Here is a 23,449-nt window from a genome sequence, read left to right as displayed (position 1 = left end):
GGATTTCCTCACGACGTCCGCTTTTTCTCCTGACGTCCGATGCCTCACGAACGTAACTCAGCCGAGTGCGGATGCCGCCCCCTTGAACACGAGTCCGGCCCCGAGAACCAGCACGGCGAGGGCCGAGCCGAGGGGTGCGGTCCGGCGTACCAGGGCGGCCATCGGGCCCGCCGTCCAGCGGGGGCGCCGGTCCAGCAGCCGGGTCATGCCACTGCCCGCCTTGACGACCGCATACCCGGCGGCCGTGAGGGTCAGCGCCAGCCCGACGCCGTATGCGACGACGAGCAGCAGACCGAACCAGGCCTGTCCGAGCGCGGCGGCGCCGACCAGCACCACGACGGCGGACGGGCTGGGCACGAGGCCGCCCGCGAAGCCCATGAGGATCGTGCCGCGGAGGGTGGGGGCGACGGGGTGGGAGTGGGTGAAGCCACCGTGGGTGTGCTCGACCGTGTGGGGGTGGGAGTGCGGGTGGGCGTGATCGTGCGGGTGGTCGTGGTCGTGGTCGCGGTCGCGATCCTTGTGGTTGTGCGCGTGGTCGTGCTCGTGGTCGTGGTCGTGCGGGTGACCGTGGTGGTGGTCGCCGTCGTGGGTGTGGTTTCCGTGGAGGTGCGGGCCGTGCGGATGGTGGGTGTGAGCGCGGTTGCGCAGGGCGCGCCGGACCAGGCTCGCGCCCGCCAGGGTCACCAGCAGGCCGCTGGCGACACCGAGCCAGGCGATCACCGAGGGGGCCGCCGCCGAACCGGCCGTGACCAGCAGGCCCAGGGCGACCACGCCGAGGGTGTGCGTGACGGTCACCGAGGCGGCCATGGGCAGGACGTCCTTCATCCGGGCCCTGCCGCCCCGGGCCGCCGCCGTCGCGGCCATGATGGTCTTGCCGTGGCCCGGGGCGAGAGCGTGCATCGCGCCGAGGACGACGGCGATGAGGAGGGCCAGTGCGGCAAAGCCGGCGGTGAGGTCCTGCCGGGCCACGAGGTCGTCCAGGGCACGTGTCCAGCGGTCAGCGCCGCGCGGGAGCACGGACGCCGCCGGCGCGTCCGACTCCTCACCGTCCTCCTCGGCGAGGGCGGCGCCGCCGGGGCGCACCCGCAGGGCGGCCGACGCGGTGTCGGCCGGGGAGGACAGCAACTCCTCCGGGTAGCTGGTCAGTTCGTCCGAGACCGACTTCTCCGGCACGTCCGACGCGGCGAGCGTCATCCGGTCGCCCCGAGCCGTGATCTCCCGCCAGCCCGGGCCGGTGGAGGTGCCCGCGCCGCGGAAGCCGAGGGCCACGGTCCTGTTCGCCGAGGGGAGTGCGGCGGTCAGCTCGCACTCCACCCGGAGGGTGTCGAGCCCGGCCTGTCCGGGCCGCACGCGCGCGCGGCTGCGCTCGGCGGTGAGGGCGACCCGGCGGCCGTCGACCGTCGCCCGGCTGTCCTCGGCGGCCGTGGCGCACCGCTCGCGCGCCCACAGGGCGATGCCGAGCCGCTCGATGTCCGGACCCGCCTGGGTCGCCGGGATCTCCGCGAGGTCCTCGACGTGGTGGACCCGCAGTTCACCGGGGGCGGCGACAAGCCCGTCGTAACGGTTGACGGTGAAGTTGCCCAGCGGGTGGGCGCTGGCCGTGGCGGCGGGCAGCAGGGTGAGCGCGCAGGCGGCCGTGAGGACGGCGCTACCGGACGCGAACAGCCGGCGCAGGGTCACCGGTTCCCCTCCAGGTCCTTGAGTGCGGTACGGGCCTCGCGCGCGCCGAGCGGCGAGAAGCCGGGGTTCAGGTCCAGGGACGCCTTCAGGTGCGTGCGGGCCTCCCGGTCGGCGCCGGTGACGCGTTCGATGACACCGCGGTGGTAGAGGAAGACGGCGTTGCGGTAGCCGGTGGCGGTGGCCCGGCGGGCGTACGGCAGGGCCTCCTCGTCACGGCCGTTGACGTGCAGGGCCCACGCGAGGGCGTCGGCGGTGTGCACGCTGTGGCGGCGGTCCCACTCGGCGCGGGCGGCGCGCAGGGCTTCCTTCTTGTCGCCGTGGTCGGCGGCGGCCATGGCCGTCTCGAGGTCGGTGTTGGCGCCGCCGGCGCGGGCCAGGGCCGTCCAGGCGTCGACGAGGGCGTACTGGTCGCCGGCCTTCGCACGGTCGCCGTCGGCGCCGCGGTCCTCGTACAGCTCGCCGAGCGCGACGAGCGGGCCGGGCAGCGGGAAGCGGGCGACGACCTGCTCCAGCCCCTTCACCGCCGCCGCCCGGTCACCGCTCGCGGCCTGGGCACGGGCGCGGCCCTCCAGGGCGGGCAGATAGGCGTCGTCGGCGGCGAGGGCGCGGGCGTAGTGGCCGAGGGCCGTCCTGTACTCGCCCTGGTTCCACGCGAGCTGGCCGAGGGCCGTGGCGACGTACGCGACGTCGCCGGGCGCGTTCGCCGAGCTCAGGGCGCGCTCCAGTACGGCGCGCGCCGTACGGACGTCGCCGCGCAGCTCGTGCACGTACGCGTACCGCGTGAAGACGGGGACGCCCGGGCGCCGGTCGTCGGCGGTGTCGGCGGCCTGCGCGGCGTCGTCGTACCGGCCGAGTTCGACGAGGGCGTCGATCCGGGTGCACAGGGCGCGTTCGCTGTAGGGGTTCTGCTTCAGGGCCCGGTCGGCGTAGGACAGGGCGCCGGGGAAGTCGTGCCGGGCGGCGGCGAGGGCGGCGCGGCCCGCCAGGGCCTGGTCGTTGCCCGGTTCCAGGTCGAGGGACCGCTTCAGGGCGCGCTCGGCCTGCGGGTACCGGGACGGGTCGCCCTTCGTACGGGCCTGCTCGACGTAGGCCAGACCGAGGGTGGCCCAGCTGCCGTGGTCCCGCGGCTGGGCGCGCAGGTGCTTCTGCAGGGACGCGATGCCCGCGTCGAGGTCGCCCCGGGCGAGTTCGCCGGGCGACAGGGCCCCGGCCGCCGACACGGCGTCGACCCCTGCCCCTTGATCCTGCACGCCCCCGACGGCGATGGCCCCGCCGGTCACCGCGACCGCCAGCAGCACCGCGCACCCGGCGACGTGCAGGGCCCGCCACCGCCGCCCCCCGTCGGCGGCCCGCCGCACGGCGGCGACCCGCCGGCCGGCGTCCGGCCCGGAGCCGGAGTCGCTCTCGTCGGGGCGGTCGCCGGCGGTGCCGTCGCCGGAGCGGGAACCGACCGTGCTGGAGCCGGCCGTGTCGGAGTCGACCGTGCAGGAGTCGACAGAGTTGGAGCCGGCCGAGCCGGAGTTGGCCGTGTCGGGGCCGACCGTGTCGGAGCCGGCCGCGCCGAGGCCGACCGCCCCGGAGCCGACCGCGCCGGAGCCGGCCGAGCCGGAGTCGGCCCCCGCCCCGGCGGCAGAATCACCGGGCCGCCCCTGGGGCTCCGGGTGCACCGGGGACGTCGACGGCGATCGGTCGTCGTCGGGGCGTCCCGATGTGCTGTCGGTCGTACGCGGGGGCATGACCACTCCTCGGTCGGATGTGCGGGTGCGGAAGTCGGCGGCGCGGCCCGCGCCGTGGGGGATGTGGAACGGGCCGCGCCAGTCGGTGGCAGCGGAGCGGGTCAGTACGCCCGGTTCCGCATGCGGCGCCACCACATCAGGGCCGCGCCGATCAGGACGATGCCGCCCGCCCCGGCCCCCGCGGAGGCGGCCATCAGACCCATGTCGTCCGAGCCCTGCGCACCGGCCGGCTGGAGCGCGTCGCCCAGCTGGCTGCGGACGTCGTTGCCGCCGTCCACGCCCTTGGCGAGCGGGCCGCGCGAACCCTCCGTCGGCAGAGCCACGTACGGGAAGTACTTCTCGAACTTCTTGTCGTTCTTGTCGACCGCGTCACCGAGGTCGTTCTTCGCACCGAGCAGCTCACCCTCGACGACCTGCAGCGACGCGTCGATCACGTCGTCGGTGAGGCGACGGCCGTTCGGGAAGCCCGCGTTGTCACCGTCCAGGACACCCAGGCGCTTGGGCTTGGCGGCCGGCTTGATGGACGTGTTGAGCCGCAGCTGCTCCGACGGCGTCACGTGCGGCGGCTGGTTGAGGTCCTTCACTCCCTTGAGGAAGACGTCGACCAGGTCGTTGCGGGGCTCGGCCGGGGCCGGGATCTTGTAGATCGCCTCGATGAGCTTCGGCAGCTCCGGGTTGGTGACGTTCTTCAGGAACTGGGCGTCGTCGCGCGGGGTGGACGCGTTGAACGTGTCCTTGTCCTTGATGGGGTTGACGACCTCGTTGACCAGCGGGTTGCCGAGGCGCGAGACCTGAGTGAAGTAGCCCTTGGCGTTCTTGCGCTGGGTCGTCGACCAGATGCCGACGACCGGCTGCTCGTGCGACTCGGTGATGAAGCTGTTGGGGACCTGCAGGGCGATCGAGTTGACGTTGTAGCCCTTGAGGGTGTCGTTGCCGACCTCGGAGAGGTTCCCGCCGTACAGCAGGTCGAAGACGCGCAGGTCCAGGAAGAACGGGTCGTCGGCCTGACCGGCGAACGTCTGCGCGCCCCCGGCGAGTTTGTGCACGGCCTGCTGGCGCAGGGCGTTGTAGTCCGGCATCGACGCCTTGCCGACGTTCGACGGCGCGACCGGCACGTCGTCGGCGACCTTGGTCTTCGACACGGCCTTCAGGTGCTTCAGCTTGATCAGTTCGAGGTCGTAGGTCTGCGTGATGTTGAGGTCGGGGTCGTCGAGGCTCTCGACCGGGCCCGTGTTGTAGAGGAACGTCTTGTCGTTCTTCGTGTGTGTCTTGAACGTGTACCGGAAGAGCAGGTCCTCCTGCGCGTCACCGTTGCTGTCGATGCGCAGGTCGTACTGGGCGTCCTCGGCGAACGTGAAGAAGTTGGGCCCGCCGGCCGGTTCCTCGAAGGGGATCCAGTTCGCGACAATGGTCGTCGTGTCCGGCTTGTCCGGGCTGACGAACGCGTACACGTCGGTGTTGTCGTACTGCGGGGTCCCCGAGATCAGCGGGGCCTCGCGGTGGCTGGAGGCGGAGGCCTCCTCGGGTACCAGCGCGGTCACACCGGCGGCTGCGAGCCCGCCGGCGGCCAGCGCGCCACAGATCACGGTCGCGATGCTCGCGCGTCCCGCACCGGTCCTGGAGATAGGTGTCATGCCGTCCGTCCTCCGTGCCAACTTGCCTGACACACGCCATTCGGAGCGGTCGGCGAAGCGGATTGGTCGAATCTCAAACGTTCTTACGGCGCATCGGGAAAGTTGTTTCATCGCCGCGTGACCCGCGTTTTCGGCGCGCTGATCCGTAACCCCATCCGGAGGTGTGTGCGTTGCGAATGCCTCGTGTGAGGGGACAGGCCCGGTGCGGCCTCGGGAAGGGGGACCGAGTGGAGGCGGACGAGCTGCTGCTGCTCGTGGCAGGGGGCGACCAGAAGGCCTTCGAGGAGTTGTACGGACTGGTGTCCGGTCCGGTGTTCGGACTCGTACGGCGTGTGGTGCGCGACCCCGCCCAGTCGGAGGAGGTGGCTCAGGAGGTGCTGCTCGAACTGTGGCGCTCGGCGGCGAAGTTCGACCCGGGCCGGGGCAGCGCGATGTCGTGGATCCTCACCCTCGCCCACCGCCGGGCCGTCGACCGGGTGCGCAGCGCCCGCGCGGCCGGTGAACGCGAGCAGCGCGAGGCACTGCGCGCGAACCAGCCCGCCTTCGACCAGGTCACCGAGGAGGTCGAGGCCGGACTCGAACGGGAATGGGTGCGCCGCTGCCTCGACCGGCTCACCGTCCTGCAGCGCCAGTCGGTCACGCTCGCCTACTACGAGGGCTACACCTACCGTGAGGTGGCCGAGCAGCTCTCCCTGCCGCTGGGCACCGTCAAGACCCGGATGCGGGACGGGCTGACCCGTATGCGTGAGTGCCTCGGAGGTGTGGCATGAGCCTCTTCCGCCGCGAGGACCTGCACTCGCTCGCCGCGCCCTACGCGCTCGACGCCCTGGAGCCCCCGGAGCGGGTCCGCTTCGAGCGGCACCTCGCGGACTGCGACCGCTGCGGCGCCGAGGTGCGCGCCCTTTCCGAGGACGCCGTGCGGCTCGCCTGGTCCACGACCGCCCCGCCCCCGGCCGCCCTGCGCGAGCGGGTCATGCTCGCCGTACGGACGACTCCTCAGGACCCGGCGCCGCAGGGGGCGGTGCGTGAGCCGGCGCGGGCGCGGGCAGCTCAGCTGCCCCCGCACGTGTGGGGCGCCCAGCCGCCGCCGCGGCAGCGGCAACGCCGTCGCATCCCGCTGTTCGTGCCCTTCGCGACGGCCACCGCCGCCGCGGCCCTCGTCGTCGCCTCGTTGTTCGCCGTGCAGGCGAACCGGACCCAGGACCGGCTGACCGCGGAGCAAGATCGGTCACGTGAGATCGCCCACGTTCTGGCCGCTCCGGACGCCCGTGCGAGCACCGGCCGGGACGGACGGGGGCGTACGATCGGAGTGATCGCTTCCGCCACGGAGGGGAGTGCGGTCGTCACCCTCGGCGGATACGGCGCCCCGGCGGGCGGCCGCGTGCACCAGTTGTGGCTCATGCGCCCGGGCGCGCAACCACGCTCCCTCGGCCTCTTCCAGGGCGACACGCCCCTGGTCGCGACGGGTTTGGGGACCTCCGCGACGTCACTGGCCGTGACCGTCGAGCCCGCCGGGGGATCGCCGCAGCCCACTACCCAGCCGTTCGTCCAACTCGCCCTGAAATCTGTTGGATTCGGTGAGTGATCGCAGATACATCGTCAACCCCCTTACGGGGAAGGTGAATCCTGTGACCGCGATACACGAGTGCCGGGACGGGGCGATAGGGTTAGCCTGCCCGGGCCGGGTGGACTCGTACGGGTGGGGAGTGACATGGAACAGATAACAGTGCGCAGCAGGGCCAGGGTCCCTGCGATCACTTGCGGGAGCAGCGCGACCAGTTCGCGCCTCGACCGCCATCTCTCGGTGCTGGGCGGCCCCGCCGTCCCCCAGCGGGAGACGGTCGAGGCGACCTCGTTGATGCGGGAACTGACCGCGCGTCAGTCGCACGACCGCAGTGGCAGGGGTGCGCGCGTCCGTCGCGTCTCCCTCTTCGCGCCGCTGCGACGACTGCGCCGCTCCCTTTTCGGCAGCAGGTAGGGGCCCGCGCTCGGGCGGTCACACCGCCCCCGCGCCGGCGCTGCGACACCCTCAGTCCGTCATCCCCGCGGCACGCAGCGGCGCCAGGTGTGTTCCCGAGCGCGGTACGCCCCCTGTCGGTGCCTCTCCCCGCCCGGCAGTGACCGGGGGCTGTGTCCGCGGCTGCGGCCGCCCGTTCAGCGATCCCCGTGCGCGTACTGACGCACGGCCAGCGGCACGAACACCCCGAGCAGCACGGCGCACCACACGAGCGATCCCGCGACGGGATGGGCCACCGGCCAGGCCGCCCCCGCGGGCACCGGCGCGTTGCCGAAGAGGTCCCGCAGGGCCGTCGCCACCGCGCTGATCGGATTCCACTCGGCGACCGTCCGCAGCCAGCCCGGCAGCCCGCTCGTGGGGATGTACGCGCTGGACAGCAGCGGCAGCAGGAATGTCGCCCCGCCCAGCTGGCCGGCCGCCTCCTCGTTCCGGGTGAGCAGGCCGAGGTGGATCCCCGCCCACGTGCACGCGAAGCGGAACAGCAGCAGCAGCGCGAACGCTCCCACGGCCGCGAGCGCGCTCCCCTCGACCCGCCAGCCCACCGCCAGGCCAACCAGCACGAACGGCACCGTGCCGAGGGCCGTGGCCACCAGGTCCGCCGCGGCCTGTCCCAGCGGCACGGCCGCCCGGCTCACCGGCAGCGTGCGGAAGCGGTCGGTCACCCCCCGGTGCGTGTCCTGGGCCGCCTGGAACATTCCGGCCATGATCCCGCCCGAAGCGGTCGCCACCAGCAGGCCCGGCACGAGGAAGGACCGGTACGCCTCGCCCGGTACCGCCAGCGCGCTGCCGAAGACGTAGCCGAAGAACAGCAGCATGCTGATGGGCATCGTCTGGGTGAGGATCAGCAGGCCCGGGTTGTTGCGCAGCCGCAGCAGCTGGCGGCCCAGCATCGCGGTCCCGTCGTACGCCAGCATGCTCATGCGGCACGCTCCCTCTCGCCGGCCGTCCCGGTCGTCCCGGTCTGCGCGGTCTGCTCGGTCGTCGTCTCGGTCGTCTCGGTCTTCTCGGGCGCGGGCTCCGTGAGGCGCAGGAACACGTCGTCGAGGGTCGGCGGGCGCAGGCTCACGTCGAGCAGCGGCACGCCCGCGGTGTCCAGGGCGCGCACCAGCAGCGGGATCGTGAGCGTCGGGTCCTTGCTGACGGCGCCGACGGCGTTGCGCTCGTGGTCGAGCGTCGGCTGCGCGCCGGTCAGCCGGTCGAGCACGGCCGCCGCCTTCGCGAGGGCCCCGGCGTCCGGCACCACGACCTCGGCGTGCGCCCCGACCAGCGCCTTGAGCTGCGCGGGAGACCCGGTCTGCGTGACCCGTCCCCGGTCCACCAGAGCGATGTCGTCGGCCAGTCGGTCGGCCTCCTCCAGGTACTGCGTGGTGAGCAGCACGGTCGTGCCCTCGTCGGTCAGGCCGCGCACCACGTCCCAGATGAGGGTGCGGCTGACTGGGTCCAGGCCGGTCGTCGGCTCGTCCAGGAAGAGCACGTCGGGGCGGCGGATCAGGCTCGCCGCGAGGTCCAGGCGGCGGCGCATCCCGCCCGACCAGGTGGACGCGGGGCGGTCGGCGGCCTCGGTCAGGCCGAAGCGGTCCAGCAGTTCCGCGCTCCGGCCGGCCGGACCGCGTACCCGGTGCAGCCGGCCGAACAGCCGGAGGTTCTGACGCCCGGTGAGGTCCCCGTCGATCGAGGTGTCCTGCCCGGTGACGCCGATCCTCCGGCGTACGGCGGCGGCCTCGCGGACGAGATCGTGCCCCGCGACCCGGGCGGAGCCGGCGTCCGGCCGCAGCAGTGTGGTCAACAGCCCCACGGCCGTCGTCTTCCCCGCCCCGTTCGGCCCGAGGATCCCGCAGACCGTCCCCTCCGCGACCGCGAGGTCCAGTCCGCGCAGGGCGTGGACCTGCCCGAACCGCTTCTTCAGACCTTCACTAAGTACAGCGTACGTAGAAGTCATGGCAGGACCATAGCGCACTACGTACGTTGTACGTAACTAGGATGGTGGCCGAGGTGATGACCGATGGCGGGCCGAGCTGCCGTACCCGAAGTGATCTGGGCGCGCCCCGAGCGCACCGGCCGTGGGCCGAAACCGGCGTTCACCCGCGCCGACATCGCGGCGGCGGCCGTGCGGATCGCCGACGCCGAGGGGCTGGACGGGGTCACCATGCGGCACGTCGCCGCGGAGCTGGGCTGCGGCACCATGTCGCTCTACAACTACGTCCCCCGCAAAGAGGACCTGTACGAGCTGATGATCGACGCCATCGGTGCCGAGCACGAGATGTTCGAGCCCACGGGCGACTGGCGCGCCGACATGCTGCGCAACGCCGAGGAGACGCGCGCCATCATGCACCGCCACACCTGGGCGCCGCGCCTGATGGCGGGCGTGTTCGGCTTCAGCCCCAACACCCTGCGCTACCTGGAGCACTGTCTGGCCTGTCTCGAACCGCTCGATGTGCCGGCCGGTACGAAGACGGAGCTGGTCGCGCTGCTCAACGGCGTCGTGACGACGTACACCGGGAACGACATCGCGACCGCCGAACGCGCCCGCTCCATGCCGTGGTCGGCCGAGGAGGAGAACGCGGTCCGCATGGCCTACCTGGGCGGCCAGATCGCCACCGGCGCGTATCCGCGGCTGGCCGCGGCCTTCATGGAGCAGAGCGGGCCCGTCGATCTGGAGGCGGTGTTCCGGCGGGCCCTCGAACGCGTCCTGGACGCCTTCGACCCGGAGCTGCGCTGAGCGGCCCGCAGCTGCGCTGGAGGCGGCAGCCCCTGCGCCTAGAGCAGCGCCAGTTGACCCTCGGGGCCCTCCTCGGGCCCCTCCAGCACCGACGCCGGGCGGCGGGCCGCGCCCGGTACCGGGAGGACGCCCGCCTCGGACAGCTCCTTCGCCGTGACCGGGTCGGGGACCTCCGGCTCCTCCGTCGTGCGCAGCTCGGCCAGGAGCGCCAGGACGGTGATGAGCTCCAGCAGCTCCGACGTCCAGGCCTGCGGCCAGGTGGCGGGGCGGATCGCCGCCAGCGTGCCCGGCTCGGGGACCGCGACGCGGGTGGCGAACCACTCCTGGAGGACGCGGACCCCTCCCGCCTCGAAGTCCCAGGCCTCCGGCGGCACCGGGGAGATGCGGCCGTCGTCCAGGAACAGAGCCTCCTCGTCCCGGTCGTAGCGCAGCGCCACCGGGCGGGAGGGCAGCGGGGCGCGGACGTAGGGCCGGCGGCCGCCGGGGAGCTTGGGGCGGTCGCCGTCGCGGCGCATGAGCCACAGCAGCCGGCGGCCCCGTTCGAGGCCCCGCTCCCACGCGGCGGCGTCCCCGGTGAGCGGGACGGTGAGGTCCGGGCGGGCCGTGGCCGCGATCCAGGCCAGGACGTCCAGCGGGGCCGGGACGCCGCCCAGGCGGGCGCCGAGGTGCTCCAGCAGGCCCGGGGCCAGGTTCGGCTCGCGGCCGCCGGGGCGCCGGAACAACGGGCGGATCCGGCCGGGGCGCAGCAGCGGCGGCAGCGAGGTGACGAGCAGGGGCGGGTCGGCCTCGGGTGCCTCCACGACGAAGACCTGCCGCTCGTCCGCCACCCGCCACAGTTCCGGGCGGGCCGCGTCGATCAGCCGCTGGTCGGGGATGAGCCACTGCTCGTCGTAGGGGGCGAGCAGGACGCGCACCGGCTCCGGGCAGGGCCCCGAGGCACGCACCAGCTTCTCGGTGCCGCTGCTGGTCCGGCCGGGCAACTGGCCGACGGCCGTGTGGAGTGTGCGCGAGCGGGTCGGCTCGAACAGGGACGCGCGGTCGGGTCCCTCGGCCTTCACCAAGGCGTCCCAACGGGCTTTCAGGGACGCCGCGTCCGGCGCCGCCGGCCAGCCCCGGCCGAGCCGCGGCGGTGCGACGGACCACGGCATGAGGTCCGCCAGCAGCGGAGCGTCGTCGTGCGTCACGCCGGGCATCGTACGACGCGTCCGAGGGGTGCGGGGCCGGGCCCTGGGCGGTTCCGCCGCGCGGGCGCGGCCGGCCCCCGGGGGACCGGGGGCCCTTCCCTACGCATCCAGGGTCACTGTGAAGGAGAACCGGTCGCCGCGGTACTGGATGACGGCCACGTCCAGCGTCCGCCCCTCGCTGTCGTACGTCACGCCCGTGTAGTGCAGGATCGGGCTCAGCAGAGGGATGCGGAGCAGCTTCGCGGTCTCCGGGTCGGCCAAGCGTGCCTCGACCGTGTCCGTGATGCGGCTGATGTCCGCGCCCACCACGTCCCGCAGCACCTTGGTCATGGGCCACCGGACGAGGTCGTCCGGGTCGAGGCGCGCGGCCAGTTCGGGACGGACGTAGTTGCGGGCGTGGTTGGTGGGCTCACCGGTCTTCTCGTCGCTGCGCAGCCGGTGGTACGTCGACACCTCCCGCACCTCCGGGAAGTACTCGGCGAGTTCGCCGGGGACGGGCGCGCTGCCGTGCTCCAGCAGCTCGGTCGTCATGCCGGACTGCTGGGCCACGATCGCGTCCACCGAGCCGAGCAGACGCACCGGAGAACCCCGGCGCGCGTGCGGCTCGATGAACGTGCCCCGGCGGCGGTGACGCGTGATCAGCCCCTCGTCCTCCAGCTCCTTCAGCGCCTGCCGCATCGTCAGCACACTCACGCCGTAGTGCCCGGCCAGCTGCTCCTCGGTGGGCAGCCGCAGCGGGTCCTGCGGCGAGCGGCCGAGGATCGAGGCACGCAGCGACTGCGACACCTGGTACCAGAGCGGCAGCTTGCGGTTCAGGACGATCGAGTCCGGGGCGAAGGAGGTCACGGGGCCATCCGTACCGTCAGGAAATGATCAGTGCAAGGGGCGGAAGTGCCGTTCCAGGCCCTGCCAGACGTCGTCGTAGTGCTGCTGGAGGTGGTCCGCCTCGGCCGCGTGCGGGGTGAGGGTGAGGGGCCAGCGGGTCTCGAACATGAATGCCAGGCCGTCGTCGATCTTCTGCGGCTTCAGTTCCGCGGCGCTCGCCCGGTCGAAGGTCTCCCGGTCCGGGCCGTGCGCCGACATCATGTTGTGCAGCGAGCCGCCGCCCGGCACGAAGCCCTCCGCCTTCGCGTCGTACGCGCCCTCGATCAGGCCCATGTACTCGCTCATCACGTTCCGGTGGAAGTACGGCGGCCGGAACGTGTCCTCGCCCACCAGCCAGCGCGGTGCGAACACCACGAAGTCGACGCCGGCCAGGCCCGGGGTGTCCGACGGGGACGTCAGCACCGTGAAGATCGACGGGTCCGGGTGGTCGTAGGTGATGGTGCCGAGCACATTGAAGCGGTGCAGGTCGTAGACGTACGGCACATGGTTGCCGTGCCAGGCGACCACATCGAGGGGGGAGTGGTCGTAGGTGGCGGTCCACAGGTTGCCGCAGAACTTGTTCACCACCTCCACCGGCCCCTCCACGTCCTCGTACGCGGCGACGGGGGCGCGGAAGTCCCGGGGGTTGGCGAGCCCGTTGGCCCCGATCGGGCCCAGGTCGGGGAGGGTGAAGGGTGCGCCGTAGTTCTCGCACACATAGCCTCGGGCGGAGGCGTCGAGCAGTTCCACACGGAAGCGGACACCACGCGGAATCAGCGCCACATGTCCCGGCTCCACATGGAGCAGACCGAACTCGGTGCGCAGCAGCAGCCCGCCGCGCTCCGGGACGATCAGCAGCTCGCCGTCGGCGTCGCTGAACACCCGGTCCATGGAGGTGTCGGCCGCGTACAGGTGCACGGCGATGCCGGTGCGCTGGGTGGCGTCGCCGTTGCCGCCCAGGGTCCACAGTCCCGCCAGGAAGTCGGTCCCGGGCGCCGGGTCGGGCAGCGGGTTCCAGCGCAGGCGGTTGGGGTCGGGCACGGTCTCGGTGAAGGGGGCGGTGCGGACCGCGCCGTTGTCGGTGCGGGTGAACGCCGGGTGCGCGGCCGAGGGGCGGATCCGGTAGAGCCACGAGCGCCGGTTGTGCGCCCGCGGCTCGGTGAACGCCGTACCGCTCAGCTGCTCCGCGTACAGCCCGAGGGGGGCCCGCTGCGGCGAGTTGCGGCCCTCGGGCAGCGCGCCCGGGACCGCCTCCGAGCTGTGCTCGTTGCCGAAGCCGGACAGGTAGGCCAGGCCTTCGGCGGTCTTCCGCGCTTCCCCGCGCTCGAACGTGCTCGCGCGGGTGGTACCCCCATCGCCCATGATCGCTGCTCCCTTGCGGCCGTGACAGGCTCATCCGATTCCTATGCGACACCGTAGGATTGCGATTTCCCCGACGCAAGAGGGGCACGCGCCCTCCTCTTCACGGATGACCGGAACCAGACTTGAGAATGATCCGCGGGGCCGGACGTGTGTTCTACGCTCCCGAACATGTCGTGGACACGGAGACCCTGCGCCGCGCTCGTGGCCGGTGTCCTGCTCGTGACCGGCTCCACGGGCTGCGGCTCCGACGACGCCCGCAAGGACGGCGCATCGCCCGCACCGGTCGGCAAGATCCTCGCTGACCGGGACCAGGACGGGCGGCCCTACCGCGAGGTGGGACGCGAGGACGCCCCCGGCGTCGGCATCGAGGTGCAGCCCGACGCGGCCGGCGGCTGGGACGTCCACCTGACCCTGCGCAACTTCCGCTTCTCACCGGCCGGCGCGGCGGCCCGCCCGGTGGCCGGGCGCGGCCTCGCGCGCCTCTTCGTCGACGACCGCCCCGTGGCCCGGCTCCGCACTCCCGGGCACCGGCTGGACACCCGTCTCGTGCCGCGCGGCACGCACCGTGTCACGGCCCGTCTCTACGCCGACGACGGCACCGTGTGGGCGGTGGACGGCAAGCCCGTGGAGAGCACGGCCGACATCACCGCGTCGGAACCGGGACCGGGGACGAGCCCCGACGCCGCCTCCCGGCGCACGGCCCGGACGCAGGACCCGCTCACCGGGGGGCGAGGTTCACCGGACCGCGCCCGAGGGGCATCATGAAGCCCGTGCCCCACGCGACATCGCTCCGTCGCGCGCCCGTGCAGCGGCGCAGCGCAGAACGCCTGACCAGGATCCTCGACGCCTGCGCCGACCTCCTCGACGAGGTCGGATACGACGCCCTGAGCACGCGAGCCGTCGCCCAGCGGGCCTCGGTCCCGATCGGCTCGGTCTACCGCTTCTTCGGCAACAAGCGCCAGATGGCCGACGCCCTGGCCCAACGCAACCTCGAGCGGTACTCCGAGCGCGTCACGCAGCGCCTGCGGGACGCCGGTGAGGACGGGGGCTGGCGTACGGCCATGGACGCCGTCCTCGACGAGTACCTGGACATGAAGCGCACCGCGCCCGGCTTCTCCCTCGTCGACTTCGGCAACCAGATCCCGGTCGGCGCCCGCCAGGCGGAACCCAACCACCGCGTCGCCGACCGCCTCACCGAACTCCTCTCCGGTCACCTCGGCCGTGAACCCGACGAGGACCTGCGGCGCGTCTTCCTCATAGCGGTCGAGACCGCGGACACCCTCGTGCACCTGGCGTTCCGTGTCGCCCCGGAGGGGGATCAGCGGATCATCGACGAGGCGCGGGAGATGCTGCGGGCCTATCTCGCCAGGGTGCTCGACTGACCTCGTCCGAGTACTCGACCGACCTCACCACCGGCCTCGCCGGGATGCCTGGCCGGCCTCGATCCGGTCAGGGCCTCCCCACCATGCATACCGGTCGGTATGCTCGGCGCGTCAGCGTAGTCGCCGCCCCCGGGAGGACCCGTGTCCCGCACCGCCCTGCGTATCTGCCCCCTGTGCGAGGCCACGTGCGGCCTCACTCTCACCATCGACGGCACGCGCGTCACCCACGCCCGCGGGGACCGCGACGACGTGTTCAGCCGGGGGTTCATCTGCCCCAAGGGCGCTTCCTTCGGCGCGGTGGACTCCGACCCCGACCGGCTGCGCACGCCGCTCGTGCGCCGCGACGGGGAGCTGCGCGAGGCCACCTGGGCGGAGGCCTTCGACGCGGTCGCGGCCGGTGTCCGCCCGGTCGTGGAGCGCCACGGCCCGAACTCCGTCGGGGTCGTGCTCGGCAACCCGAACGTGCACACCATGGCCGGCGCCCTCTACCCGCCCCTCCTGCTCGCCGGGCTCGGCACCCGCAGCGTCTTCACCGCCTCCACGGTCGACCAGATGCCCAAGCACGTCTCCAGCGGCCTGCTCTTCGGCGACGCGAACGCCATCCCGGTGCCCGACCTCGACCACACCGACCACCTGATCCTGATCGGCGCCAACCCGCTGGAGTCCAACGGCAGTCTGTGCACCGCCCCCGACTTCCCCGGCAAGCTGAAGGCGCTCAAGGCCCGCGGCGGCACCCTCGTCGTGATCGACCCGCGGCGCACCCGCACCGCCAAGCTCGCCGACCGTCACATCGCCGTCCGGCCCGGCACCGACGCGCTGCTGCTGGCGGCGATGGCGCGGGTGCTCTACGACGAGGGCCTCGTCGAGCCGGCACCGCACGTGCGGGGCGTCGAGGAACTGGCCCCGCAACTGGCGGAGTTCACCCCCGAAGCCGTCGCCGAGGCGTGTGACGTCGACGCCGGCGTCATCCGCACCCTCGCCCGCGAACTCGCCGCCGCCCCCACCGCCGCCGTCTATGGCCGTATCGGCAGCTGCACCGTCCCGCACGGCACCCTCGCCAGCTGGCTCGTCGACGTCCTGAACATCCTCACCGGCAACCTCGACCGGCCCGGCGGCGCGCTCTTCCCGCAGGCCGCCACCGACAAGACCCCCCGCCCCGCCGGCCCGGGCCGCGGCTTCGCCCTGGGGCGCTGGCACTCCCGGGTGAGCCGGCACCCCGAGGCGAAGGGCGAACTGCCCCTGTCCGCCCTCGCCGAGGAGATCGACACCGCCACCGAGGAGGGCGAGCCGGTGCGGGCGCTGATCGTCGTGGCCGCCAACCCCGTGCTGTCCGCGCCCGACGGCGACCGGCTCGACAAGGCGCTCGGCTCACTCGACTTCATGGTCAGCGTCGACCCCTACCTCAACGAGACCTCCCGCCACGCCGACGTCGTCCTGCCCCCGCCCCCGCCCTCCCAGAGCCCCCACCACGACTTCGCCTTCAACACGCTCGCCGTACGCAACCAGGTCCGCTACACCCGCCCCGCGATCCCGCTGGAGCCGGGCCGCATGGCGGAGACGGAGATCCTGGCGCGGCTGATCCTCGCCGTCACGGGCATGCACGGAGCCGACCCGGCGGCCGTCGACCAGATGGTCATCGACCAGACCCTCGGCAAGGCGGTGGAGGAACCGCACTCCCCGGTCCACGGCGGCGATCCGCGCGAGCTCGCCGGCCGGCTCACCGGCGACACCGGCCCCGAGCGCCGGCTCGACATGATGCTGCGCCTCGGCCCCTACGGCGACGGCTTCGGCGTACGACCGGACGGGCTCAGCCTGGAGAAGCTGCTCGCGCACCCGCACGGCATCGACCTCGGCCCGCTGCGGCCCCGCCTTCCGCAACCCCTGAAGACCCGCAGCGGCGAGGTGGAACTGCTGCCCGGCCCGATCGCGGACGACCTGCCCCGCCTGCGCGCGGCCCTGGCCGAACGCCCCGCGGAACTCGTCCTGGTGGGCCGCCGACATCTGCGCTCCAACAACAGCTGGATGCACAACGTGCCCGCCCTCACCGGCGGCTCCAACCGCTGCACCCTGCATCTCCACCCCGAGGACGCCGAGCGGCTGGGCGTCGAGGACGGGGCCGCCGTGCGCGTGAAGGGCGCCGGGGGAGAGGTCGTCGCACCCGCCGAGGTCACGGACGCGATCCGCCGGGGTGTGGTGAGCCTGCCGCACGGCTGGGGCCACAACCGCCCCGGCATCCGCCTGAGCCACGCCTCCACGGACCCCGGCGTCAACGTCAACCAGCTCCTCGACGGCCGTCTCCTCGACCCGCTGTCGGGCAACGCGGTCCTCAACGGAGTGCCCGTCGAGGTCGCCCCCGTGGGCTCCGCCGCACCCTCCGCCGTGACCGAAAAGCTCACCGCTCTGACCTGAGCGAAGCTGTGACCAGCAGTTTTGCGCTTATTGCTCGCAGGTCAACGTCTTGTTAACGCTGCTTGACGGGACCTAACGTCTCGGGAACCGCCGGCCCTGGTGGGATGTTCAAGGGCGAACGTTAGGTATCCACTCATGCTGACCATCCTCGGCTTCGCCATGATCGCGACCTTCCTGGTCCTGATCATGATGAAGAAGATGTCGCCGATCGCGGCGCTCGTGCTGATTCCCGCGCTCTTCTGCGTGTTCGTCGGCAAGGGCGCCAAGCTCGGTGACTACGTCCTCGACGGCGTGACCGACCTCGCCCCCACCGCGGCGATGCTCATGTTCGCGATCGTCTACTTCGGCGTGATGATCGACGTCGGTCTCTTCGACCCGATCGTCCGCGGCATTCTCAAATTCTGTAAGGCCGACCCGATGCGGATCGTCGTCGGCACCGCCGTGCTCGCCGCGATCGTGTCGCTGGACGGCGACGGCTCGACCACCTTCATGATCACCGTCTCGGCGATGTACCCGCTGTACAAGCGCCTGAAGATGAGCCTGGTCGTGATGACCGGTGTCGCCGCCATGGCCAACGGCGTGATGAACACCCTCCCGTGGGGCGGCCCGACCGCCCGCGCCGCCACCGCGCTGAAGCTCGACGCCAGCGACATCTTCGTCCCGATGATCCCGGCGCTCCTGGTCGGCCTGCTCTTCGTCTTCGTCCTCTCCTACGTGCTCGGTGTGCGCGAGCGCCGGCGGCTGGGCGTGCTCACCCTGGACGAGGTGCTGGAGGAAGAGAACGAGACCGAGACGGTCCTCGTCGGCTCCGGTGCCTCCGGCGACGGCAAGGTCTCGATGAACAAGGGCGGCACGGCCACCGCGGGCTCCGGCACGGACGCCCCCACGGGTGCCACGGGCTCCGCCGACTCCGCCGCCCACGGTGACGACGACGGTTTCCAGGGCCTCGACCCGAACCGGCCCACCCTGCGTCCCAAGCTGTACTGGTTCAACGCGCTGCTCACGGTCGGCCTGCTCACCGCCATGATCATGGAATGGCTGCCGATCCCGGTACTGTTCCTCATCGGCGCCGCGCTGGTCCTCTCCGTGAACTTCCCGCACATCCCCGACCAGAAGGCCCGCCTGGCCGCCCACGCCGACAACGTCCTGAACGTCTCCGGCATGGTCTTCGCCGCCGCCGTCTTCACCGGCGTCCTCCAGGGCACCGGCATGGTCGACCACATGGCCAAGTGGATGGTGGACGTCATCCCTGGCAGCATGGGCCCGCACATGGCCCTCGTCACCGGCATCCTGAGCCTGCCGCTCACCTACTTCATGTCCAACGACGGCTTCTACTTCGGTGTCCTGCCCGTCCTCGCCGAGGCGGGTGCCGCGCACGGCGTCACCCCGCTGGAGATGGCCCGCGCCTCGCTGGTCGGCCAGCCGCTGCACATGTCCAGCCCGCTCGTCCCGGCCGTCTACGTCCTGGTCGGCATGGCCAAGGTGGAGTTCGGCGACCACACCAGGTTCGTCGTGAAGTGGGCCGCCCTCACCTGCCTGGTCATCCTCGGCGCGGGCATGCTGTTCGGAATCATCTGAGCCACTTCTTGGAGGACGTCGTCGTGAGGCCCGGTGGGAACCGCGGCTGGCTGCTCCGCCTCGTCATCGCCTTCTCCTTCGCGCAGGGGGCGGTGTCGATGGCCCGGCCCGCCGTCTCCTACCGGGCCCTCGCGCTGGGCGCGGACGAGCGCGCCGTCGGTGTGATCGCCGGTGTCTACGCGCTGCTGCCCCTGTTCGCCGCCGTGCCCCTGGGCCGGCGTACCGACCACGGCCGCTGCGCGCCGCTGCTGCCGGCCGGCGTGGTGCTCATAGCCGGCGGCTGCGCCCTCAGCGGCGTGGCCGGCTCCCTGTGGACGATGGCCCTGTGGAGCGGGGTGATGGGCCTCGGGCACCTGTGCTTCGTCATCGGCTCCCAGTCCCTCGTCGCCCGCCAGTCCGCGCCGCACGAACAGGACCGCAACTTCGGCCACTTCACCATCGGCGCCGCCCTCGGTCAGCTGGTCGGGCCGGTCGCCGCGGGTGCGCTGATCGGGGGCGAGGACATGGCGGGCAGCAGCGCGCTCGCCCTGATCGTGGCGGGCGCGACCGCGGCCGTCGCGTTCACCTCGCTGTGGCGCATCGAGCATCGCCGTACGCCGTCCGCGTCCGGGGCGGGCAAGGGGGCCCGGGTCCCCGTCCGCGGCATCCTGCGCGCCCGGGGGGTGCCGGCGGGCATCCTCATCAGCCTGGCCGTGCTGTCCGCGACCGACATCCTGACCGCCTACCTGCCGGTGGTCGGCGAGCACCGCGGCATCGCCCCGTCCGTGATCGGCGTCCTGCTCAGTCTGCGCGCGGCGGCGACGATCGCCTGCCGCCTGGTGCTGACGCCCCTGCTGCGGTTGCTCGGCCGGACCCTGCTGCTGACGCTCACCTGTCTGCTGGCGGCCCTGCTGTGTGCGGGCATCGCCCTGCCGGTGCCGGTGTGGGCGCTCGGACTGCTGCTGGTAGCGCTGGGTTTCTGCCTTGGCGTCGGGCAGCCGCTGTCGATGACGACGGTGGTCCAGGCGGCCCCCGACGACGCCCGTTCCACCGCCCTGGCCCTGCGGCTGACCGGCAACCGGCTCGGGCAGGTCGCCGCGCCCGCCGCGGCCGGTCTGATCGCCGGGGTCGCGGGTGTGGCGGCGCCGTTCGTGATGCTGGGCGTGCTGTTGCTGCTGTCGTCGGGGGTCGCATCGAGGTCGCCGCGGGGGCCGGAGGAACAGCAGGAGCCCGGCGGGCCGGAGGAGGCGGAGGGCGAGTCCCCGGAGGAGCGAAGAGGCCCCAGGCGCGGGGCGTCACTGCGCGGTGAGAGCGAGGGCGGTACAAGCTGACGTGGCTTCGGCCAGGCCCACGGTGGCCCGTTCACGGTGCCCAGGGCCGACTGCCCGATGTGCAGGCCGACGACGCGGGTCGGCCGCCCACCCGCGGGCGGGCCGCGTCGCCCGCGGTGAGGCCTTCACGCCGGTCAGCGGCGCGGCCGCGATCGGCCTGGCCACCGTCGCCCGGGCGGTCCGGGTCCGGCTGCAGGCGATGCGGGGCGTCCGGGGCCGCCCCGAGCTGCGGCTGATCACCCGCGGCGGTGGCCACGACCGCAGGAAGGCCACTTAGGGTCTGTCGTTTGGATCATGACGCAGACGCGGGGCCTGGCACGCGCATCTGCCGCGTTGTCGTCACTCGCCGATGCTCCGCATCGACTCCCTCCTCCGCCTTGCAGCTGCACGCACCAGGCCCCGCTCACCGGCGTTCACAGGTGCTGCCGATGCCCTGCGCCATGATCCAAACGACAGGCCCTAGGGAACCTGGTCGTCTGCGCCCACCTCACCGTCGTCCGCCGGCCCGGACCGGCCCCGGCCGACAGCCGATCCGGTCCGTCCGCCTTCTCACCAGATGGACCGGAGCCCCCGATCCTGTCCGGTGTCTTCCCCAGGCCGCACACATTCCGTTAACTTCCGTGACCCACAGCCCCGTACGACCCGCACGGGGCTTCCGACCGCGGAGCACCAGCGCCCTGATGACCCCTCGGGGGCCCCTCATGACACGCGCCATCTCCCTGCACGACGTGAGCAAGGCCTACACGCGGGGCGCCCGCGTGGTCGACCGGCTGACGCTGGACATCACGCCCGGCGAGTTCCTCGTGCTGCTCGGCCCGTCCGGCTGCGGCAAGTCGACCGTGCTCAGAATGATCGCCGGGCTGGAGGAGATCGACGAGGGCCGGCTGCTGCTCGACGGCGAGTACGCCAACGACCTGCCGCCCTCCGGCCGGGACATGGCGATGGTCTTCCAGAACTTCGCCCTCTACCCGAACATGACCGGCCGCGACAACATCGGCTTCCCGCTGCGCATCGAGTCCCCGGGCGCGGACCCCCGCCCCCGCGTCGACGCCACCGCCCGCATGCTCGGCATCGAGGATCTCCTCGACCGCCTGCCCGGCCAGCTCTCCGGCGGCGAACGCCAGCGGGTCGCCATGGGCCGGGCCATCGCCCGCCACCCCTCCGCCTTCCTGATGGACGAGCCGCTGTCCAATCTCGACGCCAAGCTCCGCACCCATCTGCGGGCCGAGATCTCCCGGCTCACCCAGGAACTCGGCGTCACCACGATCTACGTCACGCACGACCAGGCCGAGGCCATGTCGCTCGGCGACCGCGTCGCGGTGCTGCGCGGCGGCGTGCTGCAGCAGGTCGACACCCCCCGTGTGGTCTACGCGCTGCCCGGCAACGTCTTCGTCGCCGCGTTCATCGGCACCCCGCGCATCAACCTGCTGCGCGGCCTGGTGCGCGCCCCGCTGGACGGGGCGATGACCATCAGCCTGGGCAAGCAGTTCCTGCGGCTGCCCGAGCCGCTCTCCCTCGACCACCAGTTGCTGCGGGTCCAGCAGGGCCGCGAGGTCATCGTCGGCCTGCGCTCGGAGGCCGTCCGGATCGCCAAGCACAGCGCGGCCCGCCCCGGCGAGGTGCCGATCACCGGCCTCGTCGAGCACGTGGAATTCCAGGGGCACGAGATCCTCGTCCACTTCAACACCGGCTCCAGCCCGGCCGTCGTCCCCGAACTGGAGGCTCCGCGCCCCCGCCCCGGCCGCCCCGTCCGGCGGCGGCGCCGCGACGGCTCGGTCCTGACCCGGCTGCGGGAGCGGACCGGGGCCGGGCGGGCCGGGCCCGTGATCGCCGTGGACCGTCCCGAGGCCGCCGCCCCCGCCACCGCCGACGTGCGCCTGCCCGGCGACCTCATCGTCCGCACCACCCCGGACCTGGCCCTCCGTCACGGCATGCAGGTGCCGCTCCTCGTGGACCTCGCCCACCTCTTGGTCTTCGACCAGCACGGCGACCGCATCTGCCCGCACCCGGACCGGCTGCCCGACCTGGGGGAGTGAGGAGCGGCACATCCGGGAGTGACCGTCCGCGTGCTCTGATGACCGGTGGTGTCTGGCGCCAGAAAACTATCGTCGCTAGTTTATGTGCCGGACGACGACACCCCCGGAGGAAGCGCGATGAAGGCACACGACGGCATGTACATCGACGGCGCCTGGCGCCCCGCCGCCGGCCCGGACGTGATCGAGGTCGTGAACCCGGTCGACGAGCAGGTCATCGGCACGGTCCCGGCGGGCACCGCCCAGGACGTCGACAACGCCGTACGGGCCGCTCGCGCCGCCCTGCCCGGCTGGGCCGCGACCCCGCCCGCCGAGCGCGCGGCGCGGCTGGCCGCCCTGCGGGACGTGCTCGTGGCCCGCGCGGACGAGATCGCCGAGACCGTCACGGCCGAACTGGGCTCGCCGCTGAAGTTCTCGCAGGCCGTCCACGCCGGTGTGCCGATCGCGGTGGCGGGCTCCTACGCCGAACTGGCGGCCACGTACGCCTTCGAGGAGAAGACCGGCAACTCGGTCGTGCACCAGGAGCCGGTCGGAGTCGTGGCCGCGATCACGCCCTGGAACTACCCCCTGCACCAGATCGTCGCCAAGGTCGCCCCGGCCCTCGCGGCGGGCTGCACGATCGTGGTGAAGCCCGCCGAGGACACCCCGCTGGTCGCCCGCCTGTTCGCCGACGCCGTGCACGAGGCGGGCCTCCCGGCCGGTGTCTTCAACCTGGTCACCGGCCTCGGCCCGGTCGCCGGCCAGGCCCTCGCCGAGCACCCCGGTGTCGACCTCGTCTCCTTCACCGGCTCCACCGCCGTCGGCCGGCAGATCGCCGCGATCGCCGCCGGACAGATCAAGAAGGTCGCACTGGAGCTGGGCGGCAAGTCAGCCAACGTCATCCTCCCGAGCGCCGACCTGGCCAAGGCGGTCAACGTCGGGGTCGCCAACGTCATGTCCAACTCCGGTCAGACGTGCAGCGCCTGGACGCGGATGCTGGTCCACCGCGACCAGTACGACGAGGCCGTCGAACTCGCCGCCGCGGCCGCCGCCAAGTACGGCGACCGCATCGGCCCGGTCGTCAACGCCAAGCAGCAGGCCCGGGTGCGCGGCTACATCGAGAAGGGCATCGCGGAAGGCGCCCGGCTGGTCGCCGGCGGCCCCGAAGCCCCGCGCGAGAGCGGCTACTTCGTCAGCCCGACCGTCTTCGCCGACGTCACCGAGGACATGACCATCGCCCAGGAGGAGATCTTCGGCCCCGTCCTGTCGATCCTCGCCTACGAGGACGAGGAGGACGCCCTGCGCATCGCCAACGGCACCGTCTACGGCCTGGCCGGTGCCGTCTGGGCCGGGGACGAGGCCGAGGCGGTGGCCTTCGCGCGCCGTATGGAGACCGGCCAGGTCGACATCAACGGGGGCCGCTTCAACCCCCTCGCGCCCTTCGGCGGCTACAAGCACTCCGGCGTCGGCCGCGAACTCGGCGTGCACGGCCTGGCCGAGTACCTCCAGACCAAGTCCCTCCAGTTCTAGCCAGTGCCAGCCAGTTCTAGCCAGGGAGTTCC

Annotated in this window: 19 protein-coding genes; 11 read left to right on the top strand and 8 right to left on the bottom strand. The window is 72.7% G+C overall.

Features of this window, described 5'->3' with window-relative positions; genetic code table 11:
* Positions 1-57: 57 nt before the first annotated feature.
* The 3 genes from ACFZDI_RS33500 to ACFZDI_RS33490 all read right to left on the bottom strand — a co-directional run bounded on the left by ACFZDI_RS33500 (position 58) and on the right by ACFZDI_RS33490 (position 5,050).
* Entirely contained in the window at positions 58-1,680 is a 1,623-nt protein-coding gene (locus ACFZDI_RS33500; RefSeq protein ID WP_391255827.1) for a nickel transporter, read from the bottom strand.
* Positions 1,677-3,416, bottom strand: coding sequence for a tetratricopeptide repeat protein (locus ACFZDI_RS33495; RefSeq protein ID WP_391255824.1), 1,740 nt, complete (start codon positions 3,414-3,416; stop codon positions 1,677-1,679). The genes ACFZDI_RS33500 and ACFZDI_RS33495 overlap by 4 nt, the downstream gene beginning before the upstream one ends.
* 101 nt (positions 3,417-3,517) lie before the next feature.
* On the bottom strand, positions 3,518-5,050 hold the full coding sequence (locus tag ACFZDI_RS33490; protein WP_391255821.1) for a DUF4331 family protein: 1,533 nt from the start codon (positions 5,048-5,050) through the stop codon (positions 3,518-3,520).
* A gap of 227 nt (positions 5,051-5,277) precedes the next feature.
* Here ACFZDI_RS33490 and ACFZDI_RS33485 point away from each other — a divergent pair, with 227 nt between their 5' ends.
* The 3 genes from ACFZDI_RS33485 to ACFZDI_RS33475 all read left to right on the top strand — a co-directional run bounded on the left by ACFZDI_RS33485 (position 5,278) and on the right by ACFZDI_RS33475 (position 7,028).
* Positions 5,278-5,820 (top strand): sigma-70 family RNA polymerase sigma factor, encoded by a 543-nt coding sequence (locus ACFZDI_RS33485; RefSeq protein ID WP_033312815.1) that lies wholly within the window; start codon positions 5,278-5,280, stop codon positions 5,818-5,820.
* Positions 5,817-6,635 carry an anti-sigma factor domain-containing protein gene (locus tag ACFZDI_RS33480; RefSeq protein ID WP_234848209.1) on the top strand — a complete coding sequence of 273 codons (819 nt, stop codon included), beginning with the start codon at positions 5,817-5,819 and terminating at the stop codon, positions 6,633-6,635. Before ACFZDI_RS33485 ends, ACFZDI_RS33480 begins: the two co-directional genes overlap by 4 nt.
* Positions 6,636-6,761: 126 nt before the next feature.
* On the top strand, positions 6,762-7,028 hold the full coding sequence (locus ACFZDI_RS33475; protein ID WP_234848210.1) for a hypothetical protein: 267 nt from the start codon (positions 6,762-6,764) through the stop codon (positions 7,026-7,028).
* Positions 7,029-7,204: 176 nt separating this feature from the next.
* Here the strand turns inward: ACFZDI_RS33475 and ACFZDI_RS33470 are convergent, their stop codons facing one another.
* Both ACFZDI_RS33470 and ACFZDI_RS33465 read right to left on the bottom strand, forming a co-directional pair.
* Positions 7,205-7,987 carry an ABC transporter permease gene (locus ACFZDI_RS33470; RefSeq protein ID WP_391255816.1) on the bottom strand — a complete coding sequence of 261 codons (783 nt, stop codon included), beginning with the start codon at positions 7,985-7,987 and terminating at the stop codon, positions 7,205-7,207.
* On the bottom strand, positions 7,984-9,006 hold the full coding sequence (locus ACFZDI_RS33465; RefSeq protein WP_391255814.1) for an ATP-binding cassette domain-containing protein: 1,023 nt from the start codon (positions 9,004-9,006) through the stop codon (positions 7,984-7,986). Before ACFZDI_RS33465 ends, ACFZDI_RS33470 begins: the two co-directional genes overlap by 4 nt.
* Positions 9,007-9,069: 63 nt before the next feature.
* Between ACFZDI_RS33465 and ACFZDI_RS33460 the strand changes: the two genes are divergently transcribed.
* Positions 9,070-9,786, top strand: coding sequence for a TetR/AcrR family transcriptional regulator C-terminal domain-containing protein (locus ACFZDI_RS33460; RefSeq protein ID WP_391255811.1), 717 nt, complete (start codon positions 9,070-9,072; stop codon positions 9,784-9,786).
* A 38-nt stretch (positions 9,787-9,824) separates the two neighbouring features.
* On the opposite strand, the gene ACFZDI_RS33455 is transcribed toward ACFZDI_RS33460, so the two are convergent.
* From ACFZDI_RS33455 to hmgA, 3 genes are all read right to left on the bottom strand, one after another.
* A complete protein-coding gene (locus ACFZDI_RS33455; protein ID WP_391255809.1) occupies positions 9,825-10,979 on the bottom strand; it encodes a type ISP restriction/modification enzyme in 1,155 nt (384 codons plus the stop codon).
* A gap of 90 nt (positions 10,980-11,069) precedes the next feature.
* Positions 11,070-11,816 (bottom strand): GntR family transcriptional regulator, encoded by a 747-nt coding sequence (locus tag ACFZDI_RS33450; protein ID WP_234848215.1) that lies wholly within the window; start codon positions 11,814-11,816, stop codon positions 11,070-11,072.
* Between the two features lie 27 nt (positions 11,817-11,843).
* On the bottom strand, positions 11,844-13,196 hold the full coding sequence (hmgA, locus tag ACFZDI_RS33445; RefSeq protein ID WP_391255803.1) for a homogentisate 1,2-dioxygenase: 1,353 nt from the start codon (positions 13,194-13,196) through the stop codon (positions 11,844-11,846).
* A gap of 168 nt (positions 13,197-13,364) precedes the next feature.
* On the opposite strand from hmgA, the gene ACFZDI_RS33440 reads away from it, so the two are divergent.
* The 7 genes from ACFZDI_RS33440 to ACFZDI_RS33410 all read left to right on the top strand — a co-directional run bounded on the left by ACFZDI_RS33440 (position 13,365) and on the right by ACFZDI_RS33410 (position 23,417).
* Positions 13,365-13,961, top strand: coding sequence for a hypothetical protein (locus tag ACFZDI_RS33440; RefSeq protein WP_391255800.1), 597 nt, complete (start codon positions 13,365-13,367; stop codon positions 13,959-13,961).
* On the top strand, positions 13,958-14,578 hold the full coding sequence (locus ACFZDI_RS33435; protein WP_234848218.1) for a TetR/AcrR family transcriptional regulator: 621 nt from the start codon (positions 13,958-13,960) through the stop codon (positions 14,576-14,578). The genes ACFZDI_RS33440 and ACFZDI_RS33435 overlap by 4 nt, the downstream gene beginning before the upstream one ends.
* A gap of 141 nt (positions 14,579-14,719) precedes the next feature.
* Entirely contained in the window at positions 14,720-16,987 is a 2,268-nt protein-coding gene (locus ACFZDI_RS33430; RefSeq protein ID WP_391255796.1) for a molybdopterin-dependent oxidoreductase, read from the top strand.
* 99 nt (positions 16,988-17,086) lie between these two features.
* Positions 17,087-18,565 carry a citrate:proton symporter gene (locus tag ACFZDI_RS33425; protein WP_391255793.1) on the top strand — a complete coding sequence of 493 codons (1,479 nt, stop codon included), beginning with the start codon at positions 17,087-17,089 and terminating at the stop codon, positions 18,563-18,565.
* Positions 18,566-18,588: 23 nt separating this feature from the next.
* Positions 18,589-19,875: an MFS transporter gene (locus ACFZDI_RS33420; RefSeq protein WP_234847699.1), complete on the top strand. Its 1,287-nt coding sequence runs from the start codon at positions 18,589-18,591 to the stop codon at positions 19,873-19,875.
* 701 nt (positions 19,876-20,576) lie between these two features.
* Positions 20,577-21,911 carry an ABC transporter ATP-binding protein gene (locus ACFZDI_RS33415; RefSeq protein WP_234847698.1) on the top strand — a complete coding sequence of 445 codons (1,335 nt, stop codon included), beginning with the start codon at positions 20,577-20,579 and terminating at the stop codon, positions 21,909-21,911.
* 117 nt (positions 21,912-22,028) lie between these two features.
* A complete protein-coding gene (locus ACFZDI_RS33410) occupies positions 22,029-23,417 on the top strand; it encodes an aldehyde dehydrogenase family protein (protein WP_361117288.1) in 1,389 nt (462 codons plus the stop codon).
* Positions 23,418-23,449 lie beyond the last annotated feature (32 nt).

Origin of the sequence: Streptomyces sp. NPDC007907, assembly GCF_042959365.1 — a bacterium.
Classification (GTDB): Bacteria; Actinomycetota; Actinomycetes; order Streptomycetales; family Streptomycetaceae; genus Streptomyces; species Streptomyces indiaensis.
Note: the sequence above shows the minus strand (reverse complement) of the source record. Positions and strands in the feature narration are given on the sequence as shown.